Annotated in this window: 17 protein-coding genes; 12 read left to right on the top strand and 5 right to left on the bottom strand. The window is 71.4% G+C overall.

Annotated features, from left to right (window positions below; genetic code table 11):
- The first annotated feature begins 117 nt into the window (after positions 1 to 117).
- From WMF19_RS31440 to WMF19_RS31425, 4 genes are all read left to right on the top strand, one after another.
- Positions 118 to 705 (top strand): RNA polymerase sigma factor, encoded by a 588-nt coding sequence (locus WMF19_RS31440; protein WP_272094452.1) that lies wholly within the window; start codon positions 118 to 120, stop codon positions 703 to 705.
- Positions 702 to 1,484 (top strand): hypothetical protein, encoded by a 783-nt coding sequence (locus WMF19_RS31435; protein ID WP_437893763.1) that lies wholly within the window; start codon positions 702 to 704, stop codon positions 1,482 to 1,484. Before WMF19_RS31440 ends, WMF19_RS31435 begins: the two co-directional genes overlap by 4 nt.
- A gap of 97 nt (positions 1,485 to 1,581) precedes the next feature.
- A complete protein-coding gene (locus WMF19_RS31430; protein ID WP_437893762.1) occupies positions 1,582 to 2,763 on the top strand; it encodes a glycosyl hydrolase family 8 in 1,182 nt (393 codons plus the stop codon).
- Between the two features lie 459 nt (positions 2,764 to 3,222).
- The gene (locus tag WMF19_RS31425) at positions 3,223 to 4,365 is read left to right on the top strand and encodes a purple acid phosphatase family protein (RefSeq protein WP_437893761.1); all 1,143 of its coding nucleotides are present in this window, start codon (positions 3,223 to 3,225) and stop codon (positions 4,363 to 4,365) included.
- A gap of 39 nt (positions 4,366 to 4,404) precedes the next feature.
- Here the strand turns inward: WMF19_RS31425 and plsY are convergent, their stop codons facing one another.
- The gene (gene plsY / locus WMF19_RS31420; RefSeq protein ID WP_437893760.1) at positions 4,405 to 5,064 is read right to left on the bottom strand and encodes a glycerol-3-phosphate 1-O-acyltransferase PlsY; all 660 of its coding nucleotides are present in this window, start codon (positions 5,062 to 5,064) and stop codon (positions 4,405 to 4,407) included.
- A 116-nt stretch (positions 5,065 to 5,180) separates the two neighbouring features.
- Here plsY and WMF19_RS31415 point away from each other — a divergent pair, with 116 nt between their 5' ends.
- The 5 genes from WMF19_RS31415 (at position 5,181) to WMF19_RS31395 (ending at position 12,040) form a co-directional block, all read left to right on the top strand.
- Positions 5,181 to 6,455: a patatin-like phospholipase family protein gene (locus tag WMF19_RS31415; protein WP_437893759.1), complete on the top strand. Its 1,275-nt coding sequence runs from the start codon at positions 5,181 to 5,183 to the stop codon at positions 6,453 to 6,455.
- Between the two features lie 136 nt (positions 6,456 to 6,591).
- A complete protein-coding gene (locus WMF19_RS31410; RefSeq protein WP_437893758.1) occupies positions 6,592 to 8,700 on the top strand; it encodes an SUMF1/EgtB/PvdO family nonheme iron enzyme in 2,109 nt (702 codons plus the stop codon).
- A gap of 287 nt (positions 8,701 to 8,987) precedes the next feature.
- On the top strand, positions 8,988 to 9,653 hold the full coding sequence (locus tag WMF19_RS31405; protein ID WP_437893757.1) for an STAS domain-containing protein: 666 nt from the start codon (positions 8,988 to 8,990) through the stop codon (positions 9,651 to 9,653).
- 164 nt (positions 9,654 to 9,817) lie between these two features.
- The gene (locus WMF19_RS31400) at positions 9,818 to 11,005 is read left to right on the top strand and encodes an oxygenase MpaB family protein (RefSeq protein WP_437893756.1); all 1,188 of its coding nucleotides are present in this window, start codon (positions 9,818 to 9,820) and stop codon (positions 11,003 to 11,005) included.
- Positions 11,006 to 11,137: 132 nt separating this feature from the next.
- Positions 11,138 to 12,040: a hypothetical protein gene (locus WMF19_RS31395; protein WP_437323524.1), complete on the top strand. Its 903-nt coding sequence runs from the start codon at positions 11,138 to 11,140 to the stop codon at positions 12,038 to 12,040.
- A 79-nt stretch (positions 12,041 to 12,119) separates the two neighbouring features.
- Here WMF19_RS31395 and WMF19_RS31390 read toward each other — a convergent pair whose 3' ends face one another.
- Entirely contained in the window at positions 12,120 to 12,305 is a 186-nt protein-coding gene (locus WMF19_RS31390; protein WP_437893755.1) for a hypothetical protein, read from the bottom strand.
- Here WMF19_RS31390 and pgm point away from each other — a divergent pair.
- Positions 12,304 to 13,950 (top strand): phosphoglucomutase (alpha-D-glucose-1,6-bisphosphate-dependent), encoded by a 1,647-nt coding sequence (gene pgm / locus WMF19_RS31385; protein ID WP_437893754.1) that lies wholly within the window; start codon positions 12,304 to 12,306, stop codon positions 13,948 to 13,950. The two genes, WMF19_RS31390 and pgm, sit on opposite strands and share 2 nt — an antisense overlap.
- A 99-nt stretch (positions 13,951 to 14,049) precedes the next feature.
- Here pgm and WMF19_RS31380 read toward each other — a convergent pair whose 3' ends face one another.
- On the bottom strand, positions 14,050 to 16,386 hold the full coding sequence (locus tag WMF19_RS31380; RefSeq protein ID WP_437893753.1) for a DNA polymerase II: 2,337 nt from the start codon (positions 16,384 to 16,386) through the stop codon (positions 14,050 to 14,052).
- Between the two features lie 462 nt (positions 16,387 to 16,848).
- Here WMF19_RS31380 and WMF19_RS31375 point away from each other — a divergent pair, with 462 nt between their 5' ends.
- Positions 16,849 to 17,481, top strand: a complete 633-nt coding sequence (locus WMF19_RS31375; RefSeq protein WP_437893752.1) for a DUF4142 domain-containing protein — start codon at positions 16,849 to 16,851, stop codon at positions 17,479 to 17,481.
- A 44-nt stretch (positions 17,482 to 17,525) separates the two neighbouring features.
- Here the strand turns inward: WMF19_RS31375 and WMF19_RS31370 are convergent, their stop codons facing one another.
- Together WMF19_RS31370 and WMF19_RS31365 are read right to left on the bottom strand one after the other, a co-directional pair.
- A complete protein-coding gene (locus tag WMF19_RS31370) occupies positions 17,526 to 18,695 on the bottom strand; it encodes a zinc-dependent alcohol dehydrogenase (RefSeq protein WP_437893751.1) in 1,170 nt (389 codons plus the stop codon).
- Between the two features lie 2 nt (positions 18,696 to 18,697).
- Positions 18,698 to 19,435 (bottom strand): hypothetical protein, encoded by a 738-nt coding sequence (locus WMF19_RS31365; RefSeq protein WP_437893750.1) that lies wholly within the window; start codon positions 19,433 to 19,435, stop codon positions 18,698 to 18,700.
- A gap of 342 nt (positions 19,436 to 19,777) precedes the next feature.
- Here WMF19_RS31365 and WMF19_RS31360 point away from each other — a divergent pair, with 342 nt between their 5' ends.
- Positions 19,778 to 20,650 (top strand): CIA30 family protein, encoded by an 873-nt coding sequence (locus WMF19_RS31360; protein WP_437893749.1) that lies wholly within the window; start codon positions 19,778 to 19,780, stop codon positions 20,648 to 20,650.
- Positions 20,651 to 20,686 lie beyond the last annotated feature (36 nt).

Below are 20,686 nucleotides of genomic sequence, written 5' to 3'. Positions count from 1 at the left end.
TGCCCCCCCCGACCCGAGGACAATGTTCCGCTCTGGCTGTCGCCCATTGCTTCCCGGTAGTGTCCGTTCTTCACTGGTCTCATGCCTCGCCTCGCGGTGAGTATGGTTGTCGACGTCATGACATCGTCTGCTTTGCCTGACAGCGAGCCGGCGAGCGTGGCGCCACCGGCGGCCAGCGTGAAGCAGCGGGACGCGCGCTTGCGACGGATGGTGGACGCTCATCTTGACTTCATCGGGCGGGTGCTCCGCAACGCGGGGACCCCTGCTGCCGAGATCGACGATGCGGTGCAACGCACCTTCATCGCGGCCGCGCAGCGGCTGGACGACGTCCGGCCGGGCGCCGAGAAGAGCTTTCTTCTCCAGACCGCGCTTCACGTAGCCGCCCACGCGCGCCGCAGCGCCGCGCGTCGGCGGGAGTTCCCCGCGGCCGAGCCGCCGGAGGTTGTGGACGCTGCGACACCCGAGCAGCTCACCAGCCAGAAACACGCGCGACAGATGCTCGATCAGGTCCTCGACCAGATGGAGTCAGATCTGCGGACCGTGTTCGTGCTGTACGAGTTCGAGGAGATGAGCATGGTGGAGATCGCCGGCGTGCTGGGGATCCCGCAGGGCACCGTGGCCTCTCGGCTACGAAGGGCCAGGGCCGATTTTCGTGAGCGCGTCCGCGCGCTGGAGCTCGTTTCGACGAGCGAGGTGAGACGATGATGGAACCACGTCGCCTACTGGAGGAGAGCGACAACCCGCTCGAACGCGCGCTGCTGAGCGCAGGCGCGTCGTATTCTACGTCACCGGAGACGCGCGCGAAGACGCTTGCCGCGCTGGGACTCGCCGGCGCTGCCGCCCTGTCGGCCAGCGTGGCGGCGCCTGCGGCGCTCTCCGCGGCAGGGGTGTCCTCTACGTCCTCGTCGCTCGCCGTGAAGCTCGGCTGGACCAAGATCCTCGTCGCGCTCTCGACGGTGGGCATGCTCGCGGGCATCCCGGCGGGCTACCTCGCCTGGCGCGGGCAAGACGCGTCGGAGGTCGTCGCGGCGCACCGCTTCGGCGCCGCGCTCGCCGGTCCGGTCACGCAGACGGCGGTGCAGGGGCCTGCGCAGGCGCCTGCCTCGGAGCCAGCGCCGGTGGAGGCCATCGCGGAGGAGACGATCGCCCCGGCGCTCGCTGGTGGCAGCAGCGCTGCGGCCACGAAGCTCGATCCGAAGCCGTCCGGTACGGGCGCCGCCGCCCTGGAGGCGGAGCTCGGCGCGCTGGACGCGGCGCGCACGATGCTCGCGAGCGGGAACGCGCGAGGCGCGCTCTCGCTCCTGGACGCCTACTCCAGGACGCATCCGCGCGGGCGGCTGAGCCTCGAGGCCGAGGTCCTGCGGATCGACGCGCTCGCGAAGAGCGGCCGCTCCGACGCTGCCTCGCAGCGCGCCGCGGCATTTCTTCGCCGGCATCCGAACAGCGTGCTTGCTTCCCGGGTACGGCGCTATGTAAACAACTGAACTCTGGGTCATGCGTTGCCCTGCCCTCCTCCGTTCGTTCCGCGCAGCTTCCGGCGTCGCCGGTGCCTGGATGGCGGTGTGTGTGCTGCCTGGGTGTATGACCACGGTGGATTCGCTCGGCTACGACCGAATGAGCAGCGATGAGCTCGGCCCGCTGGCGGGCCCCTCCGAGTACCCCAACGCGTTCCGCGACGTGCTCGGCAAGACGGACGAGGAGATCGCGGCCAAGATCGAGGACAGCTTCAATCAGCTCTTCTACGGCGATCCCAGCGACGAGACCGTCTACTACACGGTGCCCGGCAAGCAACAGGCCTACATCTGGGACGACTACCACAATAGCGTGCGCTCCGAGGGCATGGGCCTCGGGATGATCATCACGGTCGAGCTCGACAAGCGAGACGAGTTCGACCGGCTCTGGAGATACGCCAAGTCCACGCTCCAGCCCACGTCCGGTCCCAACCAGGGTTATCTCATGTCGTGGTGCGACACCCCGGCAGGCCCGATGTTGTGCGCCGATCCCTTTGGCCTCCAGCAGATCGCGATGGCGCTGTTCTTCGCCCACGGCCGCTGGGGGAGCGACACCGGGACCATCGACTATGGGCTGGACGCGATCAACTTGCTCGAGGTGATGCGCCACAAGGAGGCCCTGAACGGGGGAGTCGACTCGGGTGTGACGAACACCTTCGATTCGACGACGAAGCTCGTCTACGACTACCCGCACGTCTCGGCGGCGGACGTCACCCGTCCTTCCATCGAGATGCCCGCCTATTACGAGCTCTGGGCGCAGGCCATGCGCGACCCCTTCTGGTCCGAGGCTGCCGCCAGCGCGCGCACACACTGGCAGGAGGCCGCGCACCCGAGCACCGGGCTCATCCCGGTGCGCACGCACTTCGACGGCACGCCGGTGCTCAACTGGGACTACTTCGGCTCCGAGGCCTACCGCACGCAGCTGAGCCTCGCGCTCGACCACGTCTGGTTCGGGGTCGACCCGTGGCAGGTGGAGGAGGCGGACCGGCTGCTCGGGTTCTTCTCGAAGCTGGGCATCGGCAAATACGGCGCGGTCTTCAAGATCGACGGCGCGATGCTCAACGCCACGCCGGAGTCGGCGCTCATCTTCATGAACGGGGTCACCGGGCTGGTCGCGACGACCGAAGATCGCGCCGATTACATCGCGGCGGTGTGGACGACGCCGCCGGCGACCGGGGAGACCCGCTACTTCTCGGGGTTGCTCCACATGCTCTCGCTGCTCACGCTGAGCGGGCAGTTTCGCGTGTACTGATCCGGCGCGAGCTCGCGCTCGCGAGGATCGTCGGCGGCGGAGGCGAGCCCTCCTCGTGCGCGGGCTCCGGCAGGCACGAGAGCTCCGATGGGAGCAGGCGGCCGACAGAAAGCGGTGTGCGCGAGCTCACGAGGCTTCTTCCCGGCGAACGTCGGACCAGAGGAAAGCGGCGAGCGCGGCGCATGGGTACAGGCTCGAGGCAGGGGCCGTCTCTCGGATCACGCTGACTCCGTTGTTGATATTGAAAGTGGTGTTCAATTTGTGCGTGTGGATCTCGCCGACGTCAAGCAAAAACGGGCACCGTTGGAGGGGGCCGGGCCGCGGCGCGGATACCGTGTTGACGCCAGTGTCCGGTCTGGGTGGAAGAGCTGGTGTGCTCGAGTTTCCTGGCGTGCCGGGACGAACAAAGCTTTGGACGGGTGATCATCGGAGACCGGCGTTGGTTACAATGAGCGCCAGATGAAGCCTCTTCGCGCAGCACGTCCTCTCGCGATCTCCACGAAGTCCCTTGTTGCCCTCGTCCTCTCGGCGTCGCCGGCCATCGTCTTCGGCGCGGGCTGCGGCGTGGCGGACAGCGTGCCGATCCCGGGCGCAGGAGCGCTGGCGGGGGCAGGCGATGAGCCGACCAGCACGGGCGCCGCGAGCAGCGGCGCCGGGCCGAGCGGCGGGATCCCCGCGGACCACGGCGCGAGCTTGGGCGCGGCGGGCGCCCAGGCCATCGGGACCGTCGTCTCTCACCTCGATGTCGTCAGGATCATCGCTATCGGCGACACCGGCGAGGGAAACCTGGCGCAGAACCAGGTCGCCGATCGGATGAGCGAGAAGTGCATCGAGGTCGGGGGCTGTCATGCCGTGATGATGAACGGCGACAATTTCTACGACAACGGCGTGGCCGACACGGGCGATGCGCAGTGGGGTCCCAAGTTCGAGCAGCCCTACGACAGGGCCGGCCTGAACGGCCTCCCATTCTATGCGGTGCTGGGGAACCACGACCACGGCCCCAGCAGCAACGGCGTGCGGCAAGCGCAGATCGACTACTCGCAGCTGCCCGTGGGCGACGGGCCCGGCATGCGGATGACCGCCAAGTGGCACATGCCCGCCTCGTACTACGACGTTCGCGTCGGCGACGTCCATCTCTTCGGGATCGATACCGTCGACTTCACCTCCGATGACCAGGCGCGCGACATGGGCGCGCGAGTCGCCGCCTCGGACGCCACGTGGAAGATCGTCTTTGGCCATCACCCCCGCTATACGTCCGGAGCTCACGCCTCGGACAACCCGTCGCTCGGGATGAGCGGGATGTTCGCCATGCAGCAGGCCATCTACTGCGGGGCCGACATGTATATGGCCGGCCACGACCACAACCTCGAGTTCATCGACAAGGGGCGAGACGAGGTCTGCCCGAGCACCTATTTCGCCGTCAGCGGCGCCGGCTCGAAGACCCGCCCGGTGTCCCCCTCGGTCCCGACGGAGCGGGGGCAGCTCTTCTTCACGGACAAGACCGAGGGCTTCGCCTATCTGCGGTTCGAGGGGAGGAACCTGCTGTTCGAGTTCATCGACAAGCAAGGCGCGGTGATCTTCACGAAGACCATCTCCAAGTGAGCGGGCGCCGCGCTCGGCGGCCGAGCGACGCCGCGGCCGTCAGCGGCGCTCGTCGTCGCGCGGCGCGCCGTCGCGCTCGTCGTTGCGCTCGTCGTCGCGCCGCTTCCCGAACGAGATCGTGTTCTCGGTGCCCGCGAGCATCCGCCGGATGTTCGGGATGTGCTTCAGCCAGACGAGCCCGGCGAGGAGCAGCGAGAGGCAGAGGGCCGGGGCGGCCCGCTCGCCGAGCAGCCAGAGGAAGAGGGGCAGGGCGAGGGCGCCGGCGAGGGAGCCCGCCGAGACCATGCGGGTCGCCCGCACGACGACCGCGAAGACGGCCAGCGTGGCGAGCGTGGATCGCGGCGCCAGCACGAGCAGGACGCCGCAGGAGGTCGCGACGCCCTTGCCGCCCCGCATCCCGAGGAAGACCGTGTAGTCGTGGCCCAGCACCGCGGTGAGGCCGCCCGCCGCGGCGACCCACCCGCCCGGCGCGACGGAGAGCCACGACGCGAGGGGCCCGGCGACGAGCGCGCCCTTCGCCACATCCGCGGCCAGGACGGCCAGGCCAGGCCCCCAGCCGAAGGCGCGCAAGACGTTCGTCGCGCCGATGTTCCCCGAGCCGACCTGGCGGAGGTCGACCCCTTTGACGAACCGCGCGAAGAGGTAGCCTGTCGGGATCGCTCCGAGGAGGTAGGCAAGGGCCAGGTAGATTGCCGTCATCTGCCGTCACCGCGCGCCTCCGTGCCCGCGTTCACGGCGGGTGTAGCACGCCGCGGCGACGCGTGAAGCGCGCCAAAGAGCCCATGTCGTGATGGCGATCATGGTATTCTGCGAACATGGCTGACCTGGCGCCCGTCTCGACCCGGAGTGGCCGCGCCCCCAAGATCGCGCTCGTCCTGGCCGGCGGCGCCGCCCGCGGCGCTTACGAGGTCGGCGTGGTGCAGCACATCCTCGAGGACGTCTCTCGCGATCTCGGCCGCGAGGCGCCGCTCGATATCCTGTGCGGCACCTCGGTCGGCGCCATCAACGTCTGTGGGCTCGCCGCGTTCGCGGACGAGGCGCGGAGCCGCGCGCGGCGGCTCGCCGGGGTATGGACGCGCCTGCGCATCGACGACCTCGTGCGCCTCGACGTGCGCGGCGTGCTCGCCGTCGGGCACGACCTGCTCCGCGGAGGCGCCGCGAGCGCGCCCTCGAGCGGCCGCGCCGCGATCCTCGACACGTCGGGCCTCGAGCGGCAGATCGCGGAGGCCGTGCCCTTCGAGCGGATCGACGGCCACCTCGAGAGGGGGCTCCTGTCGGCGCTGACCGTGTCGACGACGCTGGTCAAGAGCGGCCGCACCGTCGTCTTTGTCCACCGCCGCGAGCCCGGCCTGCCGCCCTGGAGCCATGACCCGACGATTTCACCGCGCGCCACCGCGATCCGCGCGCAGCACGCGCTCGCCTCGTCGGCGCTCCCCATCCTGTTCCGCCCGGTGAGCATCGACGGAGAGCTCTACTGCGACGGCGGGCTGCGCCAGAACGTCCCGCTGTCGCCCGCGCGGCGCCTCGGCGCCGACGGCGTGATCGTGGTCAATCCGCGGTACATCGAGCCCGCCTCGAGCGCGACCGAGCGCGACGCGCCGGGCTTCCCCGGGCCCCTCTTCCTGCTCGGCAAGACGCTGAACGCGCTGATGCTCGACCGGATCGACAACGATCTGGCGCGCCTCGAGAGCATCAACGGGATCCTGGAGGCGGGGCGGCGGCGCTATGGAGAGAGCTTCGTCGGCGAGCTCAACGACGAGCTCGGGCTGCCGCCGGGGCGCGCGCTGCGGCCGATGCGGTCGCTGCTCATCCGCGCCTCCAAGGACATCGGCAGCCTGGCGGCGGAGTTCGTGCGCTCCCCCGCCTTCCGCGCGCGCACCACCAGCGTGCTCGGCCGCGTGATGCGGCGCCTCGCCGAGGGAGACGAGCAGCGCGAGGCCGATTTCCTGTCTTACCTGCTGTTCGACGGGGAGTTCGCCGGGGCGCTCATCGAGATAGGCCGCGCGGACGCGCGCGCGCGGCACGAGGAGCTGTGCGCGTTCTTCGAGCGGGCGCTGAGGCCGGGCGGGTTCGAGGACCGGGCGCCCTGAGGGGATCGGGAGACACGCTCTGGATCCGTCCGGATCCTCCCGGGCGCCGACGCTCAGACGACGTCGGGGCGCTCGGCGCCTATCTCGGCGCGAGCTCCGCGCGGCCGCGGCGCCCGGTGTACACTCGCGCCGCGAGATGGCACCTTCGGATCCCTTCGGCTGGGTGGGCGCGACGATCGGCGGCAAGTACCGGCTCGACGCCGTGGTCGGCGAGGGCGGGTTCGGCGTCGTCTACCGCGGCCAGCACCTCGGGTTCGACGAGCCGGTCGCGGTCAAGTGCCTGAAGCTGCTCGGATCGCTGGCCCCGGCGGAGCGCGCGTCGTTCCAGCGGATGCTCCTCGACGAGGGGCGGCTCCTCCACCGCCTCTCCCGGGCGAGCGCCGGCATCGTGCAGGCCCTCGACACCGGCGCCGCGGTCTCGCCGTCGGGCGAGTGGACGCCTTATCTCGTGCTCGAGTGGCTCCATGGCGTGCCGCTCGACCGCGAGATCGCCGAGCGGCGCGCCCGCGGCGATGCGGCGCGCCCGCTCGCCGAGGCGGTCGCCCTGCTCGCGCCCGCGGCCTACGCGCTCGAGGTCGCGCACGCGCAGGGCGTCGCCCACCGCGACGTCAAGCCGGCCAACCTGTTCCTCGCGGAGATCGGCGGCCGGCGCACGCTGAAGGTCCTCGACTTCGGCATCGCCAAGGTGCTCGGCGAGCTCTCGAGCATGACGCAGGCGATGGCCGAGACAGGGAGCGCGCTCCGGGCCTTCACCGTCCATTACGGCGCGCCGGAGCAGTTTCACCACCGCTTCGGCGCGACCGGGCCGTGGACCGATGTCTTCGCGCTCGCCCTGGTGCTCATCGAGGTCGCCTCGGGCAACCGCGCCCTCCTGGGAAGCGACGTCACGCAGCTCTACATCGCGGCGACCGATCCGGCGTTCCGCCCGAGCTTGCAGGGCGCGGGCGTGAGCGCGCCCGACGCCGTCGAGGCGGTGGTGCGCCGCGCGCTCGCGATCGACCCGCGGGAGCGCTACCGCACGGCAGGCGAGCTCTGGGGAGCGCTCGAGGCTGCGATGGCGACGGCCGCGCCCGCCGGCGCTGTCGCGCTCGAGGCGGGCATCCCGCCTGCGGGCGCAGCGCCCGGCGCTGCGGCGCTGGGCGTGGCGGGGACGGAGCGCGTGGCCGCTGGCCCGCCCGCCGGCGGGCTTCCCACGTCTGTCGGCGCGCCCCCCACGTCCGTCGGCGCGCCGCCCACGCCGTCCCTCACGACGATGCGCGGCCTGGCGACGAGCGCGCCGCCGCTGGCAGCCCCGCAACCGGCGTCGCCCCCTCCCGCGCCGCAGGCCGTCAGGGCCGCTCCGCGGCGGCGCCTGTTGCCCGCGCTCGCCTCGTCGGTCGCGCTGGCCGCCGCGGCCGGCGCAGGCGCCGTCGCGTTCGTCCGTTACCGCGCGCCCGACGATGCGCGGCCGGCGCGCGCGCTCGGCGGCCTGACCGCGCCCCAGATGAAGGCGCCTCCCCCGCCCGACATGGTCCGGGTGCCGGCGGGCCGCTTCACGATGGGCAGCGAGAAGGGCGGCAAATCCGAGCGCCCGCCCCATGACGTGACGCTGACCCGCGCGTTCGACGTCGATCGCACCGAGGTGACGGTCGCCGCCTACCAGCGCTGCGTCGAGGCGGGCCGGTGCACGCCGAGCGGCCTGCACGGCCCCCGCGCGACCGACGCCGACGTCGAGCAGCGCGGCGCGCTCTGCACCGCGGCGGATCCCGCGAAGTCGCAACACCCGATCTCGTGCGTCGACCAGGCGCAGGCGGCCGCGTACTGCGCCTTCGCCGGCAAGCGGCTCCCGACCGAGGCCGAGTGGGAATACGCCGCGCGCGGCGCCGACGGCCGCGAGTACCCGTGGGGCAACGAGGCGCCAGGGTGCGCGCACGCGATCGTGTCTCGGCCTCCTGGGCAGGGCTGCGGCGGGCGCGGCAAGGGCACCCAGGAGGTCGGCTCGGCCAAGGCCGGAGCGAGCCCGTCGGGCGCGCTCGATATGGCGGGCAACGTCTGGGAATGGGTGGCCGACGGCTGGGATCCGGGTGTGTACGCCAGAGGCGCCCAGACAGATCCCCAGGTGCCGGCGACCGGCAGCAGGGGCGTGCTCCGGGGTGGATCGTGGGACTTCTCCGCTAGCACCGCAAAGGCGACATTCCGGCTGGCGTACGATCGTGAGGCAGGTGACGTGTCGACCGGATTTCGTTGCGTTCGCTCGGTCGATTGAACACGAGGTCGCCAGCGCGGGCGGCGGGGAAGCGCGGAAGCGCGGATCAACCGGCCAGGCTCATTTCAGCCGCGCCGCGGATAGGCTATCTATCCCATCTTGGTCGAAGGTCGATTCACACGCCCGCTCGCGAGGTACGATGTAGGGATAGGTAGAGCCGTGCGATCGGGCACACGATGCCAGATCACCGCGGGCACATCCCATGCGGCCGGCGAGGTCGACCCAGCGCATGAGCCCGGTGACTCCGCTTCCTCACCGGTCAACCTCTGCTGCGCCCCCAGGAGCCCATGCAAGAATCCGAGAACATGATCTCCATCGAGGAACGCCGGATGCAACGCGTCATCGATGCGGTTGCGCTCGCGTCCACCGGAGAGGTCGAGCTCGCGTTGACGCAGCTGACGGAGGTCGAACACGACGCCTTCGGGGTGATCGAGGAGGCGCTGCGCGTCTTTCTCTCCGAGCTCTCCGTGACCACGCAGCAGAAGAGCCAGGCGCTCGCCGCGCTCGCCGCCTCGAAGCGAGAGCTCGAGCATCAGCTCGACACCATCCAGCGCCAGGAGTGCGCGATCCGGGAGCTCTCGGTGCCGATCATCGATATCTGGCACGGCATCCTCACGCTCCCGCTCGTCGGGCTGTTCGACTCGGTGCGCGCCGTCGAGGTGACCGAGCGGCTCCTCGTGCGCGTGGCGGAGGACAGCGACGTCGAGTGGGTGATCCTCGATCTGACCGGCGTCACGCTCATCGACTCGATGACCGCCCAGCACCTCATCAAGCTGGCTCAGGCGGTGCAGCTCCTCGGCGCGCGCTGCGTCCTCACCGGCCTGGGCGGTCATGTCGCGGAGACGCTCGTCGCGATCGGGGTCGCGTTCGATGAGCTGAACCCGATGCGCAGCCTGCGGGAGGGGCTCAGGTTCTGCCTTGCGCAGCGCGGGCGCACGATCTCACCGAGGTGATCCGCGGAGCTCCGGTCGGCGCGCGGCGTCGCGCAAGGCGGCGCCCTGAGCCGCAGCGACGCCCCGCGGTGGAGCGCCCGGCTGCTCGCCTCGGCGTGACGATCCGCGCGGCGTCGCCTTTGCGGAGTGCAGCCGGTGCGCCAGGGGATATTCTGTTCCAGCGCATGGAGAACGCGACGATTCCGGCTCGCTTCCAGGACACCGCAGACGCCCGCCATCGCTTCGGCGACCAGCTCGATCGCCTGGGGCCCTTCCTGCTCCGCGTCGATCCGGCGGCCGACGCCGTCGTGGAGGCGTTCGCGTCGATGCCCCCGGGCCAGGGCTTCCGCCTCCTGGAGGCTGCCCTCGCGCGCGGCATCGACGATGACCGCACGGCGAAAGAGGCGCCGGCCGAGCTGCGGGCGCTCTTCGCGTCGGTCGATCACGTGCCCCTCTGGGTGGACTGGGAGGCGGTGAACCGCGGCGGGGCGGCGTTCCTGCGCACGGGCTTCCTCGGAGGGATCCTGCTCGCGATGCAGTCGCTCGTCCTCGGGTACGCGTCGCCCGGCGGGAACAAGCCGCTCGTCTTCTCGGGGAGGCTCCGCGAGCAGGCCGCGCGCCGCCTCGCCGAGACGAGCCGGTTCGTCTACGCCGTGAGCCAGGCGAACGGAATGCGCCGCTCCGGCGAGGGCTTCGCGATCACCGTCAAGGTGCGCGTCATGCACGCGCAGGTGCGGCGCCTCATCCGCGCGAGCGGCCGGTGGCAGACGGCCCTCTGGGGCGAGCCGATCAACCAGCACGACATGGTGGCGACGGCGCTGCTCTTCTCGGTCGCGGTCATCGACGGCCTCGACAAGCTCGCCTACCGCTTCACGCCCGCCCAGAGGGAGGACCTCGTCCACCTCTGGCGCTACGTGGCCCACGTCATCGGCGTCGAGCCCGAGCTCATCCCCGGGTCCTACGCCGAGGCGCGAAGGCTGGCCGAGATGATCTTCGCGACGCAGGGCGCGCCGGACCACGACTCGCGCATGCTCGTGGACGCGCTGCTCACCGGCAAGGTCCGCAGCGCGCGCACCGCAGGCGAGCGCCGGAGCGCCGAGCGGTTCATGGCCATCTCCTGCAGCCTCTCCAGGGCCGTGCTGGGCGACGAGCTCGCCGAGCAGCTCGGCGTGCCCCGGCAGCGCGCGCCCCTCGTCGTGCCGCTGCTCCGCGCGGTCGCCGCCGCGTCGAGCCGCGCGCACGCGCTGCCGCCCCTGCAGGATCTCGCGCTCGACCTCGGCGACCTCCGCTGGCGGCGCGTCATCTCCATGGGCCTCGGCGGCCGCCCGGCCGACTTCGCGCCTCCGGAGCGCTTGGCCGGCAGCGGTACCTGAGCGCACCTGAGCGGTCGCGCCGCTCGCAGGGCGAGGCGGCTGCGGCGCCGGATGTCCAGGGCGACGGCGTGGGAGCGGGCGCGGCGGTCGGGGTTGAACCGCCCTCCGGTTCTGCGGTACGAGACCTCCCGCATGGAGATCATCCCTTACGGCGGTTGGAAGCGCGCCGCGCGCCTCGTCTGCGGCGACACGGAGCTCGTCGTCACGCTCGACATCGGCCCGCGCATCATCCGGTACGGCGTCATCGGCGGCCCGAACGAGCTCTCCGAGATCCCCGAGGACATGGGCGCGACAGGCGGGACCAAGTACAGGTTCTACGGCGGTCACCGGCTCTGGATCGGCCCCGAGGATGAGCAGCGGACGTTGCAGCCCGACAACGATCCGGTCGAGCACCGGGAGGAGAACGGCGCGCTCGTGCTCCGGACCGCGCCGGACAGGTACGGAATGCAGAAGGAGGTCCGCATCGCGGCGGACGCCGCGGCGGGCAGGTTCGTCATCGATCATGCGATCGAGAACCACAGCGCCTATGCCGTCGAGTTCGCCCCGTGGTCGCTCTCCGTGATGGCGGCCGGCGGCGAGTGCCTGTTCCCGCAGGCGCCGTTCGTCCCGCACCCCGATCGCGTCTTGCCGGCGCGGCCGCTCGTGCTGTGGTCGTATACCGACATGGCCGAGCCCCGGTGGACATGGGGCAAGCGCGTGATCCGCCTGCGGCAGGTCGCCGGCAAGGACCCGCAGAAGGTGGGTGCGCTCGTGAGCCAGGGCTACGCGGCGTACGCGAACCACGGGAACGTGTTCCTGAAGCGGTTCCCGTTCATCGAGGGCGCCAGGTACCCGGACATGGGGTGCAACTTCGAGACGTTCACGAACGCGGACATGCTCGAGGTCGAGTCGCTCGGCCCGCTGCAGCACGTGGAGCCCGGCGCCCGCGTGGAGCACCGGGAGGCGTGGTATCTCATCAAGGGCGTTCAGCCGCCCGCCGAGGACGGCGCGTGCGCGGACTGGCTCGAGGCGGCGGCGAAGGACAGGCCGCTGTGAACCGCCGCTCCTGAGCGCGTGGCGTTCGGCTCTCCTCGCCATCGCCCATCGCGCCCCCGCGGGCGGCGGCGAACGGCGCTCAGGCCTCCTCCTTGACGGCCGCGCGCCCCAGGAACCCCTCCACGAGCGCCACGCCGACGAGTTGGCCGGCGCTCCAGCAGGCCAGGCGGAGCTCGAGCGGCAATCCAGATTCGCCGTGCCCGGGACCCGCGGCACCCGTGGAAGGGTTGGCTCGTCCCGCGCGCTCGGCTATGCGGAGGCTCATGCCGCTCCACCCCCTCGCAGGCCGCAAGGCCCCTCCCGACGTGCTGATCGATCCCGACAAGCTGCGCGCGCAGTACTACAGCGAGCGCCCCGACATGGGCGATCCGCAGCAGCGCGTCGCCTTCGGCACCTCCGGCCACCGCGGCTCGGCCGCCCGGCGCAGCTTCAACGAGGCGCACGTCCTCGCGATCGCGCAGGCCATCTGCGAGTACCGCGCGAAGGAGGGCACGACGGGCTCGCTCTACCTCGGCATGGACACGCACGCGCTCTCGGAGCCGGCGCAGCGCAGCGTCATCGAGGTCTTCGCGGCCAACGGCGTCGACGTCCTCATCGCCGAGCGGAGCGGCGTCACGCCGACGCCGGCCATCTCGCACGCGATCCTCACCGCCAACCGCGGGCGCACCTCGGGGCTCGCGGACGGCGTGGTGATCACGCCGTCGCACAACCCGCCCGACGACGGCGGCATCAAGTACAACCCGCCGAACGGCGGGCCGGCCGACACCGCCGTCACCGGCTGGATCGAGGATCGCGCCAACGAGCTGCTCCGCGCCGACAACGCGGGCGTGAAGCGCACGCCCTACGAGGCCGCGCTGCGCGCGCCGACGACCCACCCGTACGATTTCATCGGCCCCTACGTCGCCGATCTCGGCAACGTGGTCGATCTCGAGGCCGTCCGCGGCGCGAAGCTGCGCATCGGCGTCGATCCGCTCGGCGGCTCGAACATCGCGTACTGGGCGCCGATCGCCGAGAAATTCGGGCTGGATATCACGGTGGTGAACCAGGCCGTCGACCCCACCTTCGGCTTCATGCCCCTCGATCACGACGGCAAGATCCGCATGGACTGCTCGTCGCCCCACGCGATGGCGAACCTCATCGCGCTCAAGGACGACTACGATCTCGCGTTCGGCAACGACGCCGACTCGGATCGCCACGGCATCGTCACGCGCAGCGCCGGGCTGATGAACCCGAACCATTACCTTGCCGTGGCGGTGTCCTACCTCTTCCGGAACCGCCCGCTCTGGCGGCCCGACGCGGCCGTGGGCAAGACGCTCGTCTCGAGCAGCATGATCGATCGGGTGGCGAAGGACCTCGGCCGCCCGCTCCGCGAGGTGCCGGTCGGCTTCAAGTGGTTCGTCGATGGGCTGCTCGACGGCTCGCTCGGCTTCGGCGGCGAGGAGAGCGCGGGCGCCTCGTTCCTGCGGAAGAACGGGCAGGTGTGGTCGACGGACAAGGACGGCATCCTCCTCGACCTGCTCGCCGCCGAGATCCTCGCCCGCACCGGGCGCGATCCGGCCGAGCACTACCGCGACCTCACCGCGCGGTTCGGCGCGCCGATCTACACGCGCATCGACGCGCCGGCCACGCCGAGCCAGAAGAGCGTGCTCAAGAAGCTCTCCCCCGACGCGGTGCGCGCCAAGACCCTCGCGGGCGAGCCGATCACCGCGAAGCTCACGCGCGCGCCCGGCAACGGCGGCGAGATCGGCGGGCTCAAGGTCGTCGCGGAGAACGGCTGGTTCGCCGCGCGGCCGTCGGGCACTGAGGACGTCTACAAGATCTACGCGGAGAGCTTCAAGGACCAGGCGCACCTCGATCGCGTGCTCGACGAGGCGCGCGCGATGGTCACCGACGCGCTGTCGGCCAAGTGAGCTTCCCGGGCGCCCCCGCGAACTCCTGATCTCCCGGCGCTCCGCCGGGGACCTCGCGGCCGCCCGCCCCCGGATGCGCCTCGCGCGACCAGCGCCGGGTCAGAACAGCGAGAGCTGCCGCCGCGCGCCCGTCATCTCATCGAAATCGGCCCCGCCCAGCCACCGCAGCACCGAGTCCGCGATCGGCTTGAGCTGCTGCGACACGTAATGATCGTAGTCCGGCGGCGCCGTCGTCTGGCCCGCCGGCTCCGGGCCGGCGCGCGTGATCACATAGGCCACGATCCTCCCCGCGTCCCCGCCCAGCTTGCGGGCCGCCTTCACGTGCGGCGGCGTCGTCTTCGTGTAAGCGCCGAGCGGCTTCCTCAGCGCCTTCTTGTAGACGAGCTCCGCGTCGAACCGCCCCGCGCGGAGCTCCGTCACGAAGCTCCGCACGAAGCCCTCCACCGGGCGATCGTGGAAGACCAGGTCGAGCAGCTCCCGCTGGAAGCGCCGCGCCACCGCGCTCGCGTCGCGCCGGACCGCCTCGAGCCCGACGATCTCGAGCTTGTCGCCGCCCTCCCCGGCGACCAGGCCGGCATAGCGCTTCTTGCTGCCCTGCGCGGCGCCGCGCAGCTCGGGCAGGAGGAAGCGCGCATAGACCTTCTCGAACTCGAGCTCCAGCCGGCTCTCGCAGCCGAACGTCCTCGCGATCTCGGCGGCGACCGACCCGGAGACGGCGTCGCGGAGCTCCTCGGCCCGGGCGACGGCGCGCGCCGTGTCGGGCTCGCCGATATCGACGAAGAGAGAGTCGGTGTCTCCGTAAAGCACCCGGTGCCCGGCCCTCCGCACCGCCTCGGCCGTGAGCCGGATGACGTGCTGCCCGGCGCGCGTGATCGCGTTCGCGACCTCCGGGGAGAACAGGCGCGACGCGGGAGAGCCGAGCACGCCGAAGAGCGAGTTCATGAGGATCTTGATGGCCATCGCGCCCCGCTCGTCGCCTGCCCGCCGCGCCTCGGCCCGCTCGTCCCAGAGGCGCGCGACGAGCTCGGGCAAGATGCCCGGCTCGCCGCGCCGGAAGGCCGCGCCGCCCGGCGTCACGATGAGCGCCTCGGGCGGCCCGGCGCCCCCGGCGACGAACGTCAGCGGGTCGATGTTGAAGGTGCGAATGAGGCTCGGATAGAGGCTCTTGTAATCGTACACCACGATGTTGCGGTAGAGCCCCGGGAGCGAATCGAGCACAAGGCCGCCGGCGATCTCCGCCTCTCCCTCCGGCCCCTCCCTCGATACCGAGGGCGCGACCTTGCCGCGGGCGCGGAGCGCGGGCAGGTAGAGCGAGTCGATCGCGGCGATCTGCGCCCCCACGCGGTCGAGCTGCATTCCGGTGAGCAGGCTCCTCCGCACCGAGAGCTCGATGAGCCCCGTCTTCTCCAGCAGGTCCCGGACGAGGCGCGCGTCCTCGAGGTTGTACTCCGCGAGCCGCGCCGGATCGTCGCGGTACGACGCCTCGATCTGCTCACCCCGGTCGTCTGGGCCGAACAGCTTGCCGCGCCCGAGGATCGTCCGGGCGGCGGTCTCGAGGCGGTAATCCTCGAGCCGCAGGAAGGCGCCGCGGAGGAGCGCGAGGCCGTCGAGCACCACCCGCCCCGGCAGGACGGCGCGCGCCTCGCGCGAGAAGCCCGGATCGCGCAGGATCGTGATCTCGTCATCGCCCCTCCCGAGCGCGCACGGGAGCCCGGCGCGCCGGCAATAGCGCTGGAGCGCGGGCAGATCGAAATCCGGGATGTTCCAGCCGGTGAGGACGTCGGGGTCCGCCTGGGCGACGAGCTCGAGGAAGCGCTCGAGGAGCGCCCGCTCGTCAGGGAAGCGCTCGACGAAGGAGGGGAGTCCGCCGGGCACCGGCTCGTCGCGGACGAGGAGGCAGCGCTCGCCGCCCGCCCCCGCGAGGGCAATGGCATAGAGGCTCTCGCCGTCGAGGCTCGTCTCGATATCGAGCGAGAGCACGCGGAGGCGGGGGACGAAGCTCGCGGGCACGAGCGTGGGATTGCGGTACACGCGCCCCACGCCCGGGTGGAGCTCGAAAGGCCCGGAGACCGCGAACGCCCCGCGGATGCCGCGATCGATGAGAAAGCGGTAGGGAAAGCGCACGTCCGCCTCGAGGGCGTCGGCGCCGGCCTCGGCCAGCCTGTCGCGCAGCGCCGCGACGTCCCGGGGGAGCGCCGCGTCGACGCGCAGGACCGGCTCTCCGTCGAGCGTCTCGAGCGCCTGCGGGGAGACGCGGCGGTCCGCGAGCCGCCGCGCGACGTCCTCGTCGCGGGCGCGAACGAAGAAGTAGGGCCTGAACCTGTCCTCGATGACGAGCGCCGGCGCGCCGTCCTCCATCACCGCGTGGAGGTGGATCTCCGGGCACCCGGCGACGACGCGGGTCGTGGGCGTGAGGATGAAGCCGCGGTCAGGCATGTGCGAATTCGCGGAGGCCCCCAGGCGAGCTCTTCGCCAGCGCGCGAGGCGGCCCGGGGGCCGCGCCACGCTGCACTTGACCACCGGGACCGGCGCCCCGCAAGCCCCTCTCGCCCCCGGCGCAGGGGATTTCCCGGAGGAGCCCGATTGCCGAGGGAGCGGGGCTTCCGCCGGAGAGGGCGCCTTTCGAGGAGGCGACCTCCCTTGCACGGTCGATTGAACGGGGGATAACGGGCCCTCTTGGCTCGACGTGGAATCCCGAGACACGGCGAGGACGACTCGCCGGGTGTGCGGCGAGCGCCCCGCGAGCGCGCCCGCGCGCAGCGCCATGAGCAGGGCAGTCCCTCGGATTACGTCGAGAGCGGGTCCGCCGCTTGCTTGACGTTCGAGACGTCGTGAGCCGCGGGCATCCACGGATCGGCCCGTGAAGCGCGCCGCGGAAATCCAGGAAGGGAATCCACCATGATGCGCCATCATTTCAAGCATCGCGTCGCGGTGATCGCCGCGCTCGCCGCGAGCGTCATCGGCAGCTCCGCGCACGCGGGTGGGCGGGGAGGTGTTGTCCATCAGGGCGCGCAGATCTCCCAGCAGCAGAGGCCGCAACTGGCGAGGCTGCAGCCAGCGGAGAAGCGGGTATCGGACGGCGCCCTCGTCAAGGTGATCTCCGCGGCGAACCAGGGTGAGATCGCCCAGGCGAAGATCGCCCTCGAGCTGGCGAAGTCGCGCGAGGTGAAGGACTTCGCCCGGGAGATGATCAAGGCCCACACCCAGGCGGAGAACGATCTGGGGGCGCACCTCCGGCGCCTCGGGATCAAGGCGGAGCCGACGCGGGCGAGCGCCATGCTCGCCGCGCACTCGTCCATCATCGCGGCGCACCTCCGCGCGCAGCCGGTCGAGAGGTTCGACCAGGAGTACATCGCCATCCAGGTGAGGATGCACAGCTATGCCGTGCGGATTCTGGACGAGCAGGTCATCCCGCGGGTGAAAGACCAGGAGCTCAAGCAGGAGCTCCAGCGCATTCGCGACACGGCGGCGAGCCACCTGAAGCGGGCGCAGGCCATCCAGGCGACGCTGGCGGAGGGGCAGGAGCGCTAGATCCCGCGCGGCGGCCTCGCCAGGGCGCGGCGGCCTCGCCAGGGTCAGGGGGCGAACACCGCGCGCATGCACCCCTCCGTGCGCGCCTCGAACAGGCGGTATCCGCGCGGCCCGTCATCCAGGCACATCCGGTGCGTCAGGAGGTACGACGGATCGATGTCGCCGCGCTGGATGTGATCGAGCAGCCTCGGGATGTACCGCTGTCCGTGCTGCTGACCGGTCCTGACGATGAGCGCCTTGTTCATGAGCGCGCCGAGCGGGATCTTGTCGGCGAACCCGGAATAGACGCCCACGATGGACACCGTGCCGCCCTTGCGGCACGCCAGCATCGCCTCGCGCAGCACGAGCGGGCGGTCGCTCTGCATCCGGAACGCCTGCTTCACCCGATCGACCGCGTACTGCAGGCCCGTCCCGTCGGCTTCCATGCCCACCGCGTCGATGCAGGCGTCGGGGCCGCGCCCTCCCGTCATCTCGCGGAGCGCCTCCTGGACGTCGACCTCGGCGTAGTTGAGGGCGTCGGCGCCCCCGTGCGCCTTCGCCATCGCCAGGCGGTCCGCGATCCGGTCGATCGCGATGACGCGCTCGGCGCCGAGGAGATAGGCGCTCTTGATCGCCATCTGACCGACGCCCCCGCACCCCCAGACGGCCACGACCTGGCCGGGGCGGATGTCGCAGAGCTCGGCCGCCATGTAGCCCGTCGAGAGCGCGTCGGAGGCGAACAGGGCGCTCTCGTCCCGCACCCCGTCGGGGACCTTGAACGCGCCGTGATCGGCGAACGGAACGCGCACGTACTCGGCGTGGCTCCCCGCGAAGCCCCCGAAGGCGTGCGAGTACCCGAATATCGCGGCTGTCGTGTCCCCGAACACCCTGTCCGCCACCACGTGATGAGGATTCGAGTTCTCGCAGAGCGACCACAGCTCGCGCTGGCAATACGCGCACCGCCCACATCCGATGATCGACGCCACGACGACGCGATCGCCCCGCTGGACCCGCTTCACCTCCGCGCCGGTCTCCACGACCTCGCCGAGGAACTCGTGCCCGAGGATGTCGCCCTGCTTCATCGTCGGGACGTACCCGTGGAGCAGGTGCAGATCCGAGCCGCACACCGACGACAGCGAGACGCGGACGATGGCGTCGTGCGGGCTGATGAGCCCCGGCTCGGGCACCGACTCCACGACGATGTCATCCACCCCGTTCCAGCAGATCGCGCGCATGGTCACTCCCCCTCACGGTCTGTCCGGCCGGACGGCTGCCCCGCCGTCGTCGGGATCTCGCCGATCTCGATCCATTGCCTCAGCCGCCGCAGCTCGCCCCGCAGCTGCCGCCTGGGCAGCTCCGCGAGCAGCTCGCCCGCCGCGCGCGCGAGCCGCCCCCTCGGCCGCGCGCCCGGCAGCACCACCTTGATCTCCGTGCCCCTGTCGCCCGGCGCGGTCGCGAGCGAAACGACGCCTGCCGGCGTGCGCTCCGGGCCACCCGCGCCGGCCGCCCGGAGCGTGGAGGCCTGCCTCTTCGCGCCGGCCTCCACGCGCCCGATGCTCGGCAGGAGGCGCCGCACGCCCGCCGCGTCCTGCAGCGCGTTCAGGACCGCCGCCCGCGCGCGGCTCACCGTGACGCTGCTCACGACCCGCGGGGCGCGGGCCCCGAACGCCCGCAGCGCCGACGCCGCGATCTCGACCCCGAGCGCCGGCCGCTCCTCGGACAGCCCGGCGACCCGCTCGTAGATGCGGTATGCCGCCGTCTCCAGCCGGCTCAAGAGCAGCCCCGCGACTCCCCTCCTCCCCGGCAGCCGCGCGCAGCTCCCGCGCTGCGCCGCCGCGCTCTGCCGCTCTCTCCGCGGGGCTCTCTCCTGCTCCGTCGGGGGCGCGCCTTCGCCTTCGCTCCGCTCCCGGTCCGCGCTCTGCGCGCCCCTCTGCGCCGCGGCGCGCGCTCGCCGGCCAGCCTTCGCCCGTGCCATCTTTCCTCCTTCGAGCCTCGCCGAGAGAGCCCGCGAAGGCGCCTTGCAAGCAGGCGGCCACTCGCGCTGATCCAGGCGCTCACGTCTCAACGACGCTTCGAACGTGCCACCGCCGTCGCGAGCGGCCCCAACAAGGACATTCGCGCGAGCCTGCTCTCCATGGCGAACTGCGGCGCACTGCGGCGAACGATGAGAAAGATGGATTGCAGCGAAGGAAGAAGAAGGTTGCAGGGCCTGAACTTCCAGGCGATACTCGCCGCGCCAGGACGCTCCTTGATTCAATTGACGTCCGGCCCAGTGCGAGCGCTGATTAGCATAACCTAGGTTCGGAGATATGAACGTATGAAGACTAGAATTTTCCTGCGTGCCTTTAACTTGACGGTGTGCGGACTGGCTGTCGCGGCGTTCGCGGCGTGCGGCGGCGACGACGATGGCGGCGGGAGCGGGGGCGCTGGCGGCGCCGGCAGCGCCGGCAGCACCACCTCCTCGGGCAGCGTGGACCCGTCGACGACGACGGCGGCGAGCACGGGGGCCACCGATCCCACCACGACCTCGACGGCCGCGAGCACCTCCGCGTCGACGGGCTCGGGCGCCGGCCCCCAGACGATCGAGATGATCGATGACATGGAGGACAACGACAACGCCATCCTCGCCAAGGGCGGGCGGGTCGGTTACTGGTACACCTTCAATGACGCGACGGAGGGGGCCACGCAGACCCCGCCGCCCGATCCGGAGGGGACCGGGGAAGAGCCTTTCACGATGACGGCGCTCGAGCCGGCGCGCGGGCCGAGCACGTACGCGGCGCGATCGTGGGGGACGGGCTTCACCGAGTGGGGCGCTGGCTTCGGCTTCGATCTGAACAGCCCCGAGGGGGTCAAGGCCTCCTATGACGCCTCGGCGTACACGGGAATCACCTTCTGGGCGAAGCTCGGCCCGGGCTCCGGCACGAGCGCGACCGTCATGATCTCGGACCCGGGGACGGATCGTGCCGGCGGTGCCTGTTCAGACAAGTGCGACGCGTGGCAGAAGACGTTCGCCGCCACCGAGGAGTGGCAGCAGTTCACCATTCCCTTCGCGGACCTGAAGCAGGGCGGCTGGGGCGATCCGGCGGGCACGGACCAGATCGACGCATCGAAGCTCTACTCGCTCCAGTTCCAGATCGGCAAGGCGCCCCAGTTCGACCTCTACATCGACGACCTCGGCTTCTACAACTGAGCGCCCTCGCCCGGGCCGCCCCGGGAGCCCTCGCGC

It is taken from the genome of Sorangium sp. So ce124 (genome assembly GCF_051525235.1).
GTDB lineage: Bacteria > Myxococcota_A > Polyangia > Polyangiales > Polyangiaceae > Sorangium > Sorangium atrum.
This window is presented reverse-complemented; position numbering and strand designations above follow the sequence as displayed.